At 55.2% G+C, this 16052-nt stretch carries 17 protein-coding genes; all 17 read right to left on the bottom strand.

The features are described from left to right. Window position 1 precedes the first annotated feature (1 nt). The 17 genes from BLR16_RS25265 to BLR16_RS25185 all read right to left on the bottom strand — a co-directional run bounded on the left by BLR16_RS25265 (window position 2) and on the right by BLR16_RS25185 (window position 16052). Window positions 2-1738 (bottom strand): PilN family type IVB pilus formation outer membrane protein, encoded by a 1737-nt coding sequence (locus tag BLR16_RS25265; RefSeq protein WP_092194529.1) that lies wholly within the window; start codon window positions 1736-1738, stop codon window positions 2-4. Continuing rightward, window positions 1735-2868, bottom strand: a complete 1134-nt coding sequence (locus BLR16_RS25260) for a PFGI-1 class ICE element type IV pilus protein PilL2 (RefSeq protein ID WP_092194527.1) — start codon at window positions 2866-2868, stop codon at window positions 1735-1737. The genes BLR16_RS25265 and BLR16_RS25260 overlap by 4 nt, the downstream gene beginning before the upstream one ends. A 457-nt stretch (window positions 2869-3325) precedes the next feature. Beyond that, a complete protein-coding gene (locus tag BLR16_RS25255) occupies window positions 3326-4129 on the bottom strand; it encodes a YopT-type cysteine protease domain-containing protein (RefSeq protein ID WP_092194525.1) in 804 nt (267 codons plus the stop codon). A 282-nt stretch (window positions 4130-4411) separates the two neighbouring features. Continuing rightward, entirely contained in the window at window positions 4412-6370 is a 1959-nt protein-coding gene (locus tag BLR16_RS25250; RefSeq protein ID WP_092194523.1) for a DEAD/DEAH box helicase, read from the bottom strand. 2 nt (window positions 6371-6372) lie between these two features. Further along, window positions 6373-8259: a PcfJ domain-containing protein gene (locus BLR16_RS25245; RefSeq protein WP_092194521.1), complete on the bottom strand. Its 1887-nt coding sequence runs from the start codon at window positions 8257-8259 to the stop codon at window positions 6373-6375. A 103-nt stretch (window positions 8260-8362) separates the two neighbouring features. Further along, window positions 8363-8542, bottom strand: a complete 180-nt coding sequence (locus BLR16_RS25240; RefSeq protein ID WP_164989077.1) for a CrpP family ICE-associated protein — start codon at window positions 8540-8542, stop codon at window positions 8363-8365. 84 nt (window positions 8543-8626) lie between these two features. Beyond that, entirely contained in the window at window positions 8627-8869 is a 243-nt protein-coding gene (locus BLR16_RS25235) for a hypothetical protein (protein ID WP_054070042.1), read from the bottom strand. 198 nt (window positions 8870-9067) lie between these two features. Beyond that, window positions 9068-9520, bottom strand: a complete 453-nt coding sequence (locus BLR16_RS25230) for a single-stranded DNA-binding protein (protein ID WP_074809556.1) — start codon at window positions 9518-9520, stop codon at window positions 9068-9070. 1 nt (window position 9521) lies between these two features. Continuing rightward, window positions 9522-10055 carry a DUF3158 family protein gene (locus tag BLR16_RS25225; protein ID WP_092194517.1) on the bottom strand — a complete coding sequence of 178 codons (534 nt, stop codon included), beginning with the start codon at window positions 10053-10055 and terminating at the stop codon, window positions 9522-9524. A gap of 47 nt (window positions 10056-10102) precedes the next feature. Beyond that, complete coding sequence (locus tag BLR16_RS25220) at window positions 10103-10882, bottom strand: PFL_4669 family integrating conjugative element protein (protein ID WP_074809552.1); 780 nt, start codon at window positions 10880-10882, stop codon at window positions 10103-10105. Continuing rightward, window positions 10875-11285, bottom strand: a complete 411-nt coding sequence (locus tag BLR16_RS25215; protein WP_092194515.1) for a hypothetical protein — start codon at window positions 11283-11285, stop codon at window positions 10875-10877. The genes BLR16_RS25220 and BLR16_RS25215 overlap by 8 nt, the downstream gene beginning before the upstream one ends. A 2-nt stretch (window positions 11286-11287) precedes the next feature. Continuing rightward, window positions 11288-12652 (bottom strand): STY4528 family pathogenicity island replication protein, encoded by a 1365-nt coding sequence (locus BLR16_RS25210; RefSeq protein WP_092194513.1) that lies wholly within the window; start codon window positions 12650-12652, stop codon window positions 11288-11290. A 5-nt stretch (window positions 12653-12657) separates the two neighbouring features. Continuing rightward, the gene (locus BLR16_RS25205; protein ID WP_005782851.1) at window positions 12658-13395 is read right to left on the bottom strand and encodes a DUF2857 domain-containing protein; all 738 of its coding nucleotides are present in this window, start codon (window positions 13393-13395) and stop codon (window positions 12658-12660) included. Between the two features lie 36 nt (window positions 13396-13431). Next, on the bottom strand, window positions 13432-15147 hold the full coding sequence (locus BLR16_RS25200) for a ParB family protein (RefSeq protein WP_092194512.1): 1716 nt from the start codon (window positions 15145-15147) through the stop codon (window positions 13432-13434). A gap of 2 nt (window positions 15148-15149) precedes the next feature. Beyond that, a complete protein-coding gene (locus tag BLR16_RS25195; RefSeq protein WP_010191958.1) occupies window positions 15150-15467 on the bottom strand; it encodes an Arc family DNA-binding protein in 318 nt (105 codons plus the stop codon). Continuing rightward, window positions 15403-15648 carry a hypothetical protein gene (locus BLR16_RS28995; protein ID WP_092194593.1) on the bottom strand — a complete coding sequence of 82 codons (246 nt, stop codon included), beginning with the start codon at window positions 15646-15648 and terminating at the stop codon, window positions 15403-15405. Before BLR16_RS28995 ends, BLR16_RS25195 begins: the two co-directional genes overlap by 65 nt. Continuing rightward, window positions 15645-16052, bottom strand: a complete 408-nt coding sequence (locus tag BLR16_RS25185) for a hypothetical protein (RefSeq protein ID WP_092194511.1) — start codon at window positions 16050-16052, stop codon at window positions 15645-15647. The genes BLR16_RS28995 and BLR16_RS25185 overlap by 4 nt, the downstream gene beginning before the upstream one ends.

Below are 16052 nucleotides of genomic sequence, written 5' to 3'. Positions count from 1 at the left end.
GTCAGTTGGTCACAATCGGGGTGATCAGCACCACCAGAACGCTTTTTGACGAGGTGCGTTTACGTCCACCTCCAAGACCAAAGAATCCGGGTGAGCCTGTGCCGATCTTGTCCGTGTTGTCGCTGAGCTCCTCAAAGCCCGACAGGATCAATGTCTGGCCGCTGCGTAGCTTCACCTTCGGTGACAGACTTTTCGCATCGTAGTTGGGGATCTGAACGCTGGAGCCGTTGCTGGTGAATGGCTCGAAGGTAGGTTTAGAGCTCATGTTGATCGAAACCATGAGCAACATCTCGTCGTCGTCCATCAAGCGCGGTTGCAGCGTCATGTTGAAGCCGGAGGTGATCGTGCCTGGAGTAATTGCCGTGCTGGAGCCCACTGACGCAGTCGTGTTGGTTTGAACCGATGGGATGTAGCCTTGAACGTTGCCGATCTGCAGTGGGGCAGGCTGCAGATTCAGTGTGGTCACAGACGGCGAGCGAACATTCGAGATCCGGGCCTGTTCTGCGATTGCCTGGATGATCGCGTTGGAACCTGCCCAAGCGGAGTTGGCTGTATCGACAATTCCGACAGAGCCAGAGATAGCGCTTGAGCTGATACCTGGCACAGTATTCGAGAGAGACAGGCCCCACTTTGTGCTCAGCGAGTTGTAGACAGCCGCCCAGTTCAAAGCCAGCTGATCGGTGTCGGTCAGAGTCGCCTCAAAGACCTTCACATTGAACAGCACCTGTTGTGTGATCGCGTGGTTAGTCTTGGCCAGATATGTCTCAATGTTCGAAAGCACGTCGGGCCGGTCCGTCACGGTCAACGTCCCTGTCGACGGTGACAGATACATGCGACCCGGCGGCGAGGTACTCAGCATGGCCCCCACGTTGCTCTGGATGTCAGCCAGGATTGATGTGTTGAGCGTGACGGTCGTACTTTGGTTGCTGCCCGAGTCACCCGAAACGCCCGAAGAGCTGCTCCCTGACGACGAACCGCTCGACGAACCACTTCCCGAACCTGAGGAGGTGGTCATACCGGATCTCACGGTGCTTTTGATCTCCTGCACGTCTCCAAATGCGTAGACGTCGAACACCTTGGTATCGAAATAGCTGACCTGCACTGACCGTGAGCTGGGATTGAATCGATAGGTGAGTCCCAGCCGCGAGGTGACATCATCCAGCAGACCCGAAGCTTTCCCTGAGTAGCGCAATCCGCTGACGAGATTCGGTGTCAGCATCGATGCGAAGTCAGAGCTTCTGCCCTGAGACGCCTGCGCGAGGTTGGAGCTGCCCGTAATGCCTGCAGGCAGCAACCCGGCAAGGCTGTCAGGGTTGGGTGCCGTGCTGATCGGAGGAGGATTGCTGCGCTGAGCAGATGCATTGGCGTTGAGCAGGCCAGGATTGAGCGCATCCGGCGAGACCAGTACGGGGATGCCGCACTGGCTGGAAATGTACTGGGCGATTTCAGCAATTCCGACACTGCCAGCAGGCCGGTATGCGACCTCACAGTCATACTTGGAGGGGATACCTCGTCTCGCAACAACTGGCTGCGTTGAAACCCAGGGTTTGTCGCTGAATATCACTGTGTCGCGGCGTTCCTGCTGCTGCTTGTTACGCTGGATAGCCGCGTAACGGCCAGCGGAATCGGCGGTAGCCTCTGCCCGTGCAGCGGCTTCATCCACCCGTTTGACTGAGCAGGCTGATGCCGACAAAACAGCGAGGCACAGAGCGGTCTGACGCATGAAGGGCATGCTCATTTTTTCCTCTCCGATACGTGCAGAACCTGCTGACCATTTCCTTCATTACCGTCCACCACAAAGGACCGTTTGGCGTTGTCGTACAGTGGGAATATCTGCCTGACCGCCGAGGTGAAGGAGCCTGTAAAACTCAATGGTGCTTCGATGGGGTAGTCCAGATCCTCCGGCACCCAGATAACCTGCCAGCCGGCCCGCTTGGCCCAGTCTTCGACCGATTGACGCAAGGTGCTGCCCACAGGCGCGTTCCACGTTTGCTGTGGCGCAACCGTTGCGACGGGTTTCGCTGCAGGTTCAGGTTTTGTCGGAGCCTGGCTGGTTGAAGCGATGCTCTTGGTGACCGTGGTCTGAGATGTGGTCTTCGCAGGAGCCGCGCTCACAGGAGTCGGCTTTTGCTGTGTAGGGGTGCCTTCCTTGGCTGGGGTGCTGATGGATGCAGCTGGTTGCGCTTTTGCCTGCGTGACGACCGTGGTTTGCGGTTGCCCTGCAGGGGATGTGTCCTTGCTGAATGGGGTTCCTGTTGCCGGGGCAGTTACAACGGTAACGGCTGGGGAGGTGCTGGCTACCGAGGTTGATCCAGTGCTGGCCGGTTGCGCAGGTTGAGCCAGTGCCATGGGCTTAGACGTCTCCGGCAGTTGGTAACCTGGCCGCAGTACAAAACAGACACCGCGCGTGACTTCGTTGACCTTTACCTGCCATGCCGGACCGGCCAGTACCTGCAGCGTGTTGCGCAGGCTCATTGGTCCGAGCTTGTACTGGGCAGCAGGAAGAGGGCGTGTGAACAAGATGTTTACGTGACCGGTGCTCGGTGGGCACAAGGTGTAGCCTGAGCGGCTGACCACATACTGCATCGCATCCTGGACGGACGGATGCATATTGGCCGGAATGCTGACATCGATGATCTGAGCCATCAGATCACGCTGCTCGGCCTCTGGAGCGGTATTCACCAGGGCGTATCGACCATAGCGAACCATCGGCTCCTGGCCAGACTTTGCGCCACTTGAGTACAGGTCTGGCGAGAGCAGCTCAGGATTCTGGCTGCTGTCGAAAGCAGGCCCAACCGGTTTGTCCGCTACAGATGTGCATCCGGCGAACAGCGCGAGTATGGAAAGTGTGGAAAGCTGCCTGATCATGTGTGCCTTGACCCCATTTCTTGATGGTGGACAAGGTGCCAGCGCTCAGTTTGCAAAGCACTGCTAAACCCTTAACGGATCGATTCAGGTTATCTGGGTGAACGCATTTGAAGGCGTGTGTCGTCAAATGAGCGGCTTACTGCATCTATACATAGGGAAACTTTTAAAGAGTCTAAGCTGTTTCATAATTTCCCGCCAATTTATACATGCCTTTGTCACGAGTTGAGCTAAGATTGTCTGTATGTCTGATACCAAATTCTTCTGTGTGTAGTTTTCTTCGAGGATTGGTTGGCTTTAAGCCCAGCCTTTTCAGGCTGGGTTTTTTGCTTCCACTTACAATGGAGTCAACTCGAGGCAGACTGGCTACAGGCGTGCGGCGATTCCCCGTCAGTTTTTTCGCGTGTGAGTGGTAAATATTGCCGAAATTAAAGTTCGTGGAAAATCTTAAGGGATTAAGTTATGAAACTCTAAATTCGTTCACGCAAGCTACGTCGTAGTTCAAACTGTTGTAGTGGTCTATTAAACTCTTAAGCAGCTGCGGTGCTGCGCTGCGGGATGATTGGAACTCACCGAGATTAGGGTCAAACAGCTTGAACCGACTTCCCTCACAGGAACACGCGATTGCGTGCCCTTGAACGTTTGCAAAACGTAAGCTTAGCAAATGTTTTCTACCAGATTGAGCTACATCATCGGCTACTGTCTGGCCCAATTGCGCACTGCCACCCGACGTACGAACAGTTTTAGGTTGCCTGCGTAAAGAGAAACCGGCATCTTCGATAACGGCGATACTTGCAGTGAAAAAAGGTGCTTCATCATCATTTGATAGGGCGGCAGCTAACGCATCATTATAGACCTGATGCCTTTGGGTTCCACTGCTTTGTCCCTCTCCGTTATGGTCGAGATGGTCCATGCGTGATTCTGCATCCCCGTCACTGCTCATTACAAGCCACTCCGTGGAGAGACCGGCACAGATATTGTTATGATTAACATCTCTCGAAGCTACAGAAAAATCACTCAAACTTGCTTGTGTGTGTGAGTCCTCTTCTAGACTTACGCCTGAAGAAGATGCACACCCTTTATCGCCCAATGTCATTGCCAGGAACGGGTGTATGCCACGTGCTCTAGGCCTAATTGCGAGGTCTAAAGGAATTTCGGGGACTGCTTGAGCAGGCTCAGGTCGTACAGCAGTTTGTGCCTGTGGAGCGTGCGACTCCTGATTGTGCAAAACAGCCAGCGAGGTGGCCTGCGTACCTATTTTCATATAAACCTCAAAACATTTCCGATGTAGTTCTTAGACTGAAAATTTGGCCTACGTAACCTAGAATCAGTATCTAAGTGTCCAGCTGACCCGTTCGGTTCCAAAAAATTGGCTAGGACCGAGCTGTTGAGTTGTGAAAGGGATCACCGCCACCCTGAAAGATCTCGCCGTTGATAACCGTCCGCAATTTCGACGTCGTATTGGAAGCACGTGCCTAAGCGATTTGTAACTTAGAGGGTTGCCAATCATGTTGCTGAACAGCCCACAGTAAACCGTGCCGTCATCTCAAATTTTTAGCTGATTCGCGAGAGCCATTTTACTTTTTTCTTCTGCTTCGGGGTCTATCAAATCGCGGGCTAGCGCGCGTTTGTCCATGAGCATCTGCCACAGCTGCTGGTCGATGGTGTCCTCAGCTAGAGGGATTTTGACGACAACCATGCGCAACTGCCCGTTGCGATAGGCTCGATCCTCAGCTTGGTCTTGCAGCCCCGGTGTCCATGGAAGTCCCAGAAAGAATACATAGTTCGCCGCTGTCAGGTTGTAACCTGTGCCGGCGGCCGACCTGGTCCCGATGAACACCCTGCAGTCCGGATCCTGCTGGAAAGCATCAATCGCCTTCTGTCGTTTCTTGGGCGAGTCACTGCCTACCAACGTCACACACCCGACGCCCATCTTGAGGCAGTGTTCACGTAACGTGGCCACGGATTCCTGATACTCGCAGAAGAGGATCACCTTGTCGTCGACGTCCAGCTCGGCCATCAGATCCGCCAAGATCCGTACCTTCACGCGCTCGAGCAGTTGACGCAGTGCGCCCAGCCGTGCGAATCGGTGCTGGTCGCTTCGCATGATCTGATTGTACTCGTCACGTTCTATCTGGCTGAGTATCACCGGCACAGTCTGGCGCTGCTTCCCCTTCAGGTTGGGCAGCACATCCTTGCGACGACGAAGCATCCAGTCAGATATCTCATCCCTTAGCGTCTTGCGAAACTCAGGACTGCCGGCGAATCGCTCGCAGAACTCATTGAGGGGCAGTTGACCTATTGGGTGGCCTGAGAGCCTGAGCAGTGTGTGCAGCTCCGCTTCGCGATTGAGCACTGGTGTGCCCGTTAACAGGTAGCGGTTTTGTACTTGAGCCGCGATGTCGAAGCCGTGGCGTGTCCATCCAGCAGTGGGTTCCTTGAGTCGGTGAGCCTCGTCAATGACCATCACCGCGAAGCGGTTCGCGTGCATGACAAAATCACCCAGTCGCTCGTAGTTCACGATGATCCATCCAGCGTTCGCATCAAAGGTTTGCATGGCGATCTGAGCTTGGGGAAATACCATCAGGATCTCGCGCTGCCAGTTGATGATCAGGCTGTTGAGCGCTATCACCAGAACCGGTTTGCCTTGGGCACGTATACCAGCGGCAATCACCGCCTGGCGAGTTTTGCCCAGCCCCATATCGTCGGCCAGTAGCGCGCTCGTGCGCTGCAGCAGGTGCCTGATACCTGCTGGTTGATGATCCATCAGCGAGAATCCTTGCAGCGCCTTATCGATCTCGGCGCTGGTCAGCTCGGTGTTTTTGATCGATGGGACAGATGCCAGGTAGATACCTGAGTCTGAAATTTCCTCTTCGTTTTTGGTCGACTCCGGAGAGTGCCCCCCCAGACGGATGCTCGTGACCTCACTCACCGCTTTGACCGACCCGTCAGCGAGCAACTCCTGCAGCGTGTCCAGAATTTCAAACTGCTCTTCGGCCAAGCCCAGTTCTAGAATCAGGTTGCTGCGGACCAACTCTGCTGTGCCCTGCACCCGCCAAGCTTTGCCCGCCGAGAGGAACACCCCACGCATGCGTTTGGCGATTGCTACTGCACCAGGATGAAAATCTCCCGACAGGATCACACCGCCTTCCGCCAACGGCGCGAGCCGGAACTTCATCCCCCAGGTGAATGCGTCACGGTGCACGTCAGACTGGGCAGCGGTAATCCTGTCCCTGAATGCTTGCCAGCTTTCGATGTGTTTTCCATCCGCGAGCTCAGCCAGTTCTCGGTACAGCACATCGAGGTCATCGAGCAGCTTGGCCTTGGGCACGCGCCAGAACTGATTCAGCGGATGATCAGTTCGGCGTATGAAAAACCCACCCCGGCGCAACAACAGCTTGTAAGCACCTTCGAGATAACTCAGTGACAGCCCGAAGTCGTAGCCATCGTAAATGGCTTTACGCAGTAACACTGGGCGTTTGTTCATCAATCGGGGCGATCCCATCTTCAGAGCCCCCTGTCCAGCAAGGTGTTAACCCAGCCCACGATTTCTTCAGCAAATCGGATGTTGAAGATCGAATTATTGTCAGCGTAACGCGCCATCTTCATCGCCATATTTGGCCAGTGCAGGAGCACCGGAATACGACCGCTTTTGACTGCTACCATGAATATCTCGAAGGCGTTCATCACCGCCGAATGAGCCTCCGGGGTAGCGTTTTTGTAGCCTCTGATCTGAGCGACATGCAGATGCTGAAGTGTCAATTCCCCCGTCGCCCGCTCATTACGGCCCGCTCTGAGTATGAGCTCGACCGATGCCTGCGGCAGTCCACCAGATCGGATTGATAGGAGTCGGCAGTCGCCCGAATATGCGCGGTAGTCGTATGTGTCGATGCAATGACCCAGAGAGCGATGCTCCTGGTCTAGGTCTGCTGGGCAGCGCAATTCGACGATCTGCAAACCGGTCACACTGCAGGTGATTGGATCACTCCCCAGCAGCAGCCCCGGCCACGTTGTGAAACAGTCAGATGGCTCAGGCGGGATATCCCGCTCCATCCTCGCTCTGATGTCTACGAGTGCTCCGTGGAAAGCATCGATCACATTGGATATTTGGCGAAAGTTCAACCCCCCCACAAACTCGTGCAGGCGCCGCTTGGTGCTTCGCGCCTTTTCACTATTAGCCCTGTCGAGATTGTCGAACAGCTCTCTGAAATCAACCAGTTTGGCCGCTATATCTGACCAAGCAGGATCCGCCCAGTCAGTAGGGCAGCCCGCCAAAAGATTGTTCATGTCACGCAAGGGTCGAAGTATTTGCCATGGAATACCTGATCTGAACGCATAGAAAAAACGCCATTCTGCTTTCGTTCTCGGGCGACGATTGCCTAGCACAGAGCCCGCGATCAAATGCTCCCAGCCTGCCTCAAGGCCCTCGGAGTTCAAACGACTGAGCGCGCTGCCGGTGTCGTAGACCCGCTGCTGGCCAAGGAATCGGATCGCGGACGTCGGGACTGAGAACAACCATGCCAAGACCCTGTTTAAAGGCAAGCCTGTGTCTACGGCTCGTCCTAAGAACCCGGCCCCGTCCATGACGGTTTCCCCCTCCCATGAGCAGCAAAACTCCTGAAGGTCGCCCCATGGGCATTCCACCAACAGTCCACCTGCAATCTTGGGCCAAGGCATTCCAACCCCAACGATCAATACCGGCACCAATACCGGTTGTGCTTTCAAGGCTTGTAGTCGTCGTTTGCGGTCGCCTTGAGCGAGCCAGTTGTAAAGTTTGGCGGATGGACACTGCACAGAACGCACTGCATGCAGCAGCTCCTGGTCGAGACTCTGAGAAAACCTCTTCAGTGCCGCGCCGATACAGGTTATGTAAAAGCGGTCGCGTGGGGCGTAAAAACGTTTGTTTCTGCCTTCTGAACTAAGCGGCCATAAATCGTACTTCACCAGTGGTCTTATACTAAGTTCTGATTCATATCGCGCCAGGTCCCGTGCGTGTTTGCAGAATGACGTCAGAATCGCGTCCGCACCATCATGAGTAATCAACTGATGAGCCAGCTTCAAAGCTCGGCTCGGCGTGGGTGCGTGGCCTGGGACTTTTCCCTTCTCATCAAATCGCACCGCTGAAATCAGCTGGCCATCGAAGTATTGAAGCTGCCTGCCCAGGCGCGCCACAGTTGGACGTGCAACCGAGTCATCGTTATGGAGAGACACGCACCAGCATCGAGTTGAAGAGGTGTGACTCAGGTAGTGGAGAATGAACTCGTCACGTAGCTCCGGCGGCACGACGAAATGATCAGCCCAAGTGTTAGCAACAGCACGTTGACGTTCTGAAAATTTCGCAATATCGAGAAGAGTTTGGACGAAAGTTGTTTCGCAAATAGGCTCGGCGGTCATGAATCAATGAGCTCAAAGTGACTTGAGGCAGCACTGTCCTAGACCAAATTTGCGCTCGCCATGCGTAACCGTAAACGCGGGGGAGTGGGTTAACCGCTCTGGGTCAGAAATTGAAGCTTTGTTGTTGCTCCTGGGCAAACCCCTTTAGCCACGATGCGCGCATAGCTGGATGCCGGTAGGGGCATTCGTGGAGTGGGATGCTCTTACGCGCCGCTTCGGCCCCCGCGAGCATCACCGCATGGTGAGGGTTTTTGAAGCGACGCTGATCCGTAGTCTCGTGCATCGAGGTAGTACCCGCTCTCACGACTGGGGATTCCCGTGTTGTAGCTTAAAAATCCCTGAGCCTTCCCGAATGAGGCGATTTTTTTCATGCCTGGGACAGCTGTTCAGCAGCCAGCCCCGCTGCCTCTTGCCGAGCTTCCTGGACATCAATGTCATCCAGGCGTGCTTCCAGCAGCTCATTTAGCGTCATTTCATCATCCATTGATGTGCCGGTGATTACGCCTCCATTCCTGGTAACGGACGCCTGCAGCTCGGCCGTCAGGGTGGCCCTTGAAACGGTATTCGTCGGCATGCGGATCACGTAGGTTACAAAGTTGCTCGTACTCATGAGTTTCGACCTGATAGAGATTCATAGTGGCTTGGGATTGCCGAGGTGTGTAATTCGTTTACCAATGGATTCACGTATCCGGCGATTTTTTCAACCCATCATGGGAACAGTTTCAGAAGAGGCTGCCTGCCGATGAAGAACGACGCTGATCAGTTTCGTTTCCATCAGCAGCATCACGCAGAGGGCGCGATTTTTTGCCTACACGGGAATATCGTCGTCGAAGTCCGGCGGTGCATCGTTGTGTTGAGCCGCCTGAGGCTGCGCACGGGTCGATTGCTGAGGCTGGGACTGCGCAAGGTTTACCGATTCGATCCGCGCTGGGAGAATACCCACGCGAGACGCCTGTACTTTCAACGCTGAAAAATCCTCCCCATCTTTGGTCCAGGTATCCATGACCGCCCGGCCTTGAATCAGCACCCGCATGCCTTTCTGGTAAACGTTGGCATAGTGCTCTGCATCGCGGTGCCAATACTCTACGTTGGCCCAGAAACCGCCTCTGTCCTCAAAGCCTGATCCATCGGCTTTCGGAATTGAATTGTCAAAGTAAACGTTCAGCCGTAGCAAGCGGCGCGGATCTTTGTTGCCGTTGGGGAACTCCTTAAATTCTGGAGCAGAGCCAAGGTTACCTTCCCAATCTACTGATGTGCCCATGTTAGGACTCCTTCTGCGTGTGCGGTGTTATGCCGCTGGATTGTGAGATCTGTTGCAGCCGTCCTGAGTAGACGGCATCTGCCTGGGCCATCTTTTCGGCGCACTCGGCGGCCTGCCGGCCGATGGTATGGACCAGACTTATTTGCATATTCAAAGCAACGCGCTGCTGTTCCATGGAGTGCAGATCCTGGAGCAGTGATTCGGGTGTTCTTGGGTCGGCCAGCAAATTGGACCAAACATTGACTCCCATCTGCCGAGTGCCCATCTCCTGCCAGCGAAGAAAAACTGTGCCAGCGCTTGTGCGTTGCCGAACCATCCGAACAGGTAGAAGGGTGTAGGGATGCCTGTTCGCCTGGGCCAGCACTTGATCTTCAGCCAGCGCATTCAAATCGCCTTCAAGGGACCGACATAACTCCGTCAGCTGGAGCATCCCCCCCTTACCTTTAAAAGGTTTTAAAAGGCCTTTTAGGAAGGGCGCGTGTTGCAGGCCGGTGAAGGCATCCTGTTGCAGGGGCTGGAAGGCTCCCTGTTGCATTCCACGGCTTCCAGTCGACTGCTGAGGATGATTTTGCTTGAGATCACTCACTCTTCTGACTCAGTGCCAAGCGTATCTTGGTGCGGCAGGCCCAGCGTTATAGCCTCTTCGAAGCTATCTTCATGATCGTCGTCATCGAGCGTCAGTGCGGACGCGGTGGCCAGAGCTGGAGCAAACTTGGATCGCTGTGTGCCTTCGAGAATGTCCTGGGGGATTTCGCCAAACGGTGCATACATCTCGCGAGCTTGCTCGGCGCGTGCATTCTTGGCAGCGAAGTCTCCCCGGCTAGCGCCCGAAAATTTGTATCGCTGACTCAGGCCGAAGAGGCGTCGCAGGATCGCAGCACCTTCATCCAGCCACTGGCCCTTTGCATTGTTGTCGATTAGGCCGACGTGGCTGGCCAGCAGGATGCGGCGCACCAGTTCGTCATAGGCAGTGAGCAGGTACACAGCTTTGAACGCCAAAGGCGTCGACAGATACAGCGGGAGTGTCACTGGTTGCACGGACAGGTTTTCGCCGATGTCTAGCATGGCGGGCAGCGCAGCCATGACTTCATCCAGCCTGTTGTCGATGTCCTTCATTTCCTGTTCGGAGCTGTCGATCTTTTCTTCTATAAGGATCAGGAACCAGTCCGAGTAAGGGTCGTCCTGTTCGCAGCCACGTTTGATGCGATTGAGGATGTTGGCAAAGCCGCTCAGGCCGATCATGCCTGGCTTGCCTTCGGTACGTTGACGACCAAACCATAGGCGCGAGGCGTGGTGGGTGTGCAGGGTCAGATTGACGCTGCTTCGCAACGAGCCGAGGTTGAGCTGAAAGTTGTCAGCCATGCTGAGCGCTTCCTTTATATGAGCAGATTGATGGAGAGAGGCAAGACTGCCCGGGCGTGCTGGCTCTGGTCAGTAACAAACCGTTTCTTGGTCTATTGGGTTTTGCCTGACCGATCTGTGTGATGCCCGGGGCATCACGCAGATCGGTGCTGAATGTGATGCCCGGGGCATCACGCAGAACGGTGTTGGAAGTGATGCCCGGGGCATCACGCAGATCGGTGTTGGAAGTGATGCCCGGGGCATCACCCAGATCGGTGTTGGAAGTGATGCCCGGGGCATCACTCAGATCGGTGTTGGAAGAGATTCCCGGGTAATCCCCCAGATAGGTCTTCGGAGTGTTGCCAGTGGCAACACCCAGTTCGCCGTCCGCAGTGATGCCTAAGCGGTCGCGATGACTGGACATGCTCAACCCTGGGGCCTCGGTCGAACCATCTGCTTGATGCTGAGCATGGAGCGGCGTCCGGTCGCGAGTGATGACGCATCTCGATCCTGCGGCGAAGTCCTTGTGACAGTCGGAGGGGGATCCTGTGTTGGCGGGTTAGCCTGGTTGTTCGGTGATCGGGAGTGACCTGGGGGAACCTCCAGATTCTGGGTGTGCGCTGAGGGAGCCTGCCACTGCGCGTTGAATTCTCCACTCAGGGCTTTCTGCGTACAGCTCAGGAGGTAGCCAAACGGGTTCTTCACGGTTCCGCTTTTGCACCGATGTCGCCACTGATCGAGCACGAGTTTTCGTAATTCGGGTTCTACACGCTGCAAGGCGATCATCGCCTTTTCACATTGATCCTGTGTGAACCGCTCAAACCCGGGGGGCAGGTCCCGAGAACTTTCTCGACCCTCGCGCGGTACAGAGCTTTTACATACAGATGTATTTGTATTGGTATACGTACTATATGAGTTCGGAATCCGAACTGAGCCGAAAGAGGCCGAATTCAGACTGAGTTCGGAATCCGAACCCGGTGTTTTCAAATTCACTCCGGTGCTTTTTTCACTGAGTTCGGAATCCGAACTCAGTGAAATTGACTCGTCTGAACCCTTGGTTCGGAATCCGAACTCAGGGTCAGCCTGTCCGAGTTCGACAGCTGGTGGAGCATCATGCCAGCCCTGTTGCCGCCATCTAGCCTCAATGACTTCCAGCCGCGAGGGCATAACACCTGTCGCTTGATTTGGGTCGGCTGCGAATTCTTTGAACGCATGGTCTGCGACGACTCTGACGGCTTTGTTGGCATGCTCAAGAGCGTGGCCAACGAGTTGCATATAGTTGCGGTCGATTTCCATCGCCTCCGCACACCCCACCGGCTCGTCGTGCAGAATGTAGATGTTGCCTTGCACTCGACCGTTGGCCGAGTCGCGCACGCGTTGTCCTAGGCTGAGCCAGCGCGTCAGTCTAAGAACGGTCAACGCCTTGGCTACAGTTTCTTTTGAGGCAGATTTACCTGGTGACGAACCGAGGTAGGGGCGTAGTTTTTCGTAGCTCGGGAAAGCAGTGACGCCATCACCATTGATCAGCAGTCTGAAGACTTGCCAGGCATTGCGTTCAAGCGGGGACAGCCGATCATCGAGCAGCAGGCCGCGCGGCACCGTCTCGTGGGGATTGCCACTGAAGACGATGCCGTCGTAATGCTCGTCGCGTAATGACTCAGTGTCCGGGTGCACCGAACTTGAGCCAGCGTTCTGCTGTTGCGCCAATCTCATCTGCTGGAGCAGCAAGTGGTTTTGCAATGCCCCGGCAGCGGCGTTGATGGCGACTCCCAGGGTAGGGCGCCGGTTCATTCTTGTCACATCCGGTCGCCTTCTACCTTGCCTGCGGTTTTACCTGCCAGGCTGCGTTGTGGAGCGTTGCGTTTCGCATTAGCTGTGGACTTCAGTCGAGCTTCATTCACAAGAGCAAGGCTTGCGGATTTACGGTTTTTTCCCGTCGGGTAAAGGTCCTGAGCCAGCCATTGCTGGATTTTGTTCCACACCAGGCCAAGCGTGATAGGTTCGGGGGATTGGCGATCCTGTTCTTCCGGAGGGATGTTGATTTCTTCTGTCAACAACATTGCAATGTCGAGCAAAGCGACGCCGTCGGTGTGATCAACATTGAAATCCGCCATCAACTGGACGAATCGGTGCCATAAAGGTGTGTCATCGGGCAGGTCTCGGAAGCGACCTGGCTTGCCTGGCACTCCGACCAGAACGCGTTGGAGTGAGACTTCTTGCGGCGACATGCCGAAGAACTGCTGAAGCATCGGTGTAGTTGCGCCCAGACGAAGGGCGCGTTGAACAATACGGTTCTCTTCGTCAGTTCGCTCTTTATTGGAGAGCAGGCGCTTGACCATATCGGGATCAATCGCCACTTGGCACCAGATGACGGCAGAGTTCAACAGCACGCTCTGAGAGGAGGGGTGCTGGAGCAGTACCAGAATTTCTGGGTCCAAGCCCATATCGATGCAGCGCTTTACCTCACCGTTGCGCAGGTGATGAAGGATCTGTGCGACCATGGCTTCATTAAGTGGGTTATGTCTTTTTGACATGCTCAAACTCCTGTCTCAGAAAGCCGTGATAAAACCTCACGAGGCTTGGCCCCCATCCACGTCCATTACTTCCAGCTCGACCAGCCTGCGGCCCAAACGAATGAGGCGGAACAGCTTGACGATGCAGGCATCGTCAAGACGTCCAGCCAACACAGCATCCCGGTCTTCATACCTGGGGCTGCCCAGGAGCAACTGGCCCAGTGCTGCCGTGAATTGAAATTCCGCCACGTCTAATGGTGTTTCTGGTGTCTGTTTGGTCAGGGCGATGGCATATACCCCACTGATGGCCTGGAGCAGGGTCAATGTGTTGTTGGCAAGCTCTGTAAGCTCGACGTCCGCCGGAGGCTCCTGACACAGGAATCCCAGACCTCCCGGCACCTCTTCCACAGTGTCGGGCTTCAAGCCGCAGATGACCGCCACTTCACGCGCAAGCTGAGCAATGACATGGCGTAATTCATCGGGCTGGTCGATGATTCGCTCGATGTACCAAACATCCGATATCGGATGAAGACCACCTGCTTGTACGGGAATTGATACTAAGGCGTTGGCCTTGAAATCCGGCAGTTCCTCTCCGTCCAGCGCAGCCACCTGACGCTTCATCTCGAACACACGTTCAGTCGTTGAAACAGGTGTAACCACATGCCCTTCCAGCCGCGCCAGACGCTCTTCATCAGAGAGTTCCCGTGGCAGTGCTTGTAGAGTGCTTTTCCCCGTGCCGCGTATGGTGGTTGACTGGGGGGGCGAGTCGGGTGGCGGGGCTGTTTGCTCTAACTCCCCCGGAGGAGGACCTGGGGCATCGCCAGTGGGTGGCTGCATTGTTGAAGGGAATGTCAGTGGTGTCCCGATCACCGATGAGCGACGTGCAATCGTCTGGTTTTCATTGACATTAAGCAGAATCTGCTCGTACGTAAGTCCCGTACCGTCCTTCATGTGGCTGATCAGTTCATCCTGAACGCGTTCACAGACGAACTCGCTGGCATCGCCATCGAACATTGACAGCACGTCTTGGAACAGCATCTCGAAGTCGGTGACGTTCGCTTTGCCCTCGGTGTGCGCCTGCCACGTCTGAGCGGCGGCTTTGCGAAGAGCCAGCAAACGTTCAACCTGATGTTTGCCCAGACCGGAATAGAGTGCTGCGGGGATCACCGGCAGAAGACAACGTACCGTCTCCTGCATGCGACTGATATGGGACTGCGATACCGGGTAACCGTCTGCTTTCAGCCTTTTGGCCAATTCCCGTTGTGATATGGGGGCACCGGTTTCTTGCTCATAGATCGCACGAGCATTTTCAATGCCCACGGCTCGCTCGATGAACATCAGGTTACCGCGCAGATCGTTCTCTGCCAGGTGGCCAGTGAGGGCAATGATTTCCCCACGCTCGCCATCCCATGGCCGGAACAGCACGCTGATCCTGTAAAAACGCTCATCCCCGGTTTCGCTGTACAGCTCTCGCAGAATCGACAACCGTGTATTGCCGCCATTGCGGATGATGAAGTTCTTCTCACCCGGACGACGCGTCACCTGGGGTGGCTGATCCAGACCCCGGACCCGAATGGAGTCCTTGATCTCCTGGTACTTGGCGTTGGTCACCGTGCGGGGGTTATGCTCGTACGCCGACAATTCATCCAGGGTCAAAACCATAGGAGTATCTGCAATCGGGTCTGGCAGGCGATCAACCGTGGGGCCAGAACGACTGAATGAGCCTTGTAACAACTTGCCCGAGATTTCATCTGCACTCAGTTTGCTTGCCATGATTATTGACCCGCCTCAGGAAGTTGGATGACGTTGCTGGTGGGTGTTCCGCCTTTGAGCAGCACATCGATCACAGCCGTAAGCCTCGCAATCTCCTGCTCGTGACGAAGCGTCGCTTCAATACGGCTTATGATTTCTGAGTTCATTGAGCGATGGTTTGCTTTTGCAGCCCCACGGACCCGGCCCCTCATTCCAGTAGGTAGGCGGATGACGAACTTCTCGTCTTTGTCGTCCTCACGAATATTCACGGCTTCGTTACTCAACATGGCGATCTCCAATCTGGCTTGGGTTTTGTGCGCGGCGCAGTTGAGCGCGAGCATTGAGGCCGGCCCTGTGGTCGCTGGGTGTGAAAGAAGTGAAGATGGGTGAACACCCACCTTTGGTGAACTTGATATGTCCACCATGAGTGCGATGCACTGCCCATCCCTGTGAGATGGCGAAGTCAGCCAAGTCCTGCAGGGACTTTTTCCTGCCTCGAAGAGAGGTAGATGTTTTGCTCATGACCGCGCCCTCGCTTTTGTAAAAGCAGCAGAGCGGAAAGGGATCTGATAGCGACGAGCTATGGCTTCACAACGCTTCCGCGTTTGATTGATCGTTGCAGCGGCGGACGCCAGTGATGCCCCTGCTGTGCAGTGGGCTTTCAGCAGTCGCGCCAGCTCTGTGTCGGTCAGATCGTTTGTTTTTTTCCGCACACGAGTGGTGGTATCCGCCTTCAACTGTGCGGTTTTTTCAGAATTGATAACGAACGAGCTGTCATTCGAGCGCTGGCTCGCTTCAACCTGGTTGATAGCGCCTCCACGACTTAAGTAATCAGCCATCGCCTTCTCGATATCGCTCCGGAGGCGCTCTTTTTCCCGGTCCGACTGGATCGGCAAATCTTCTTCAGTGGTGTGATAGAGCTGCAT

This window comes from Pseudomonas sp. BS3767, assembly GCF_900099665.1.
GTDB lineage: Bacteria > Pseudomonadota > Gammaproteobacteria > Pseudomonadales > Pseudomonadaceae > Aquipseudomonas > Aquipseudomonas cerasi.
This window is presented reverse-complemented; position numbering and strand designations above follow the sequence as displayed.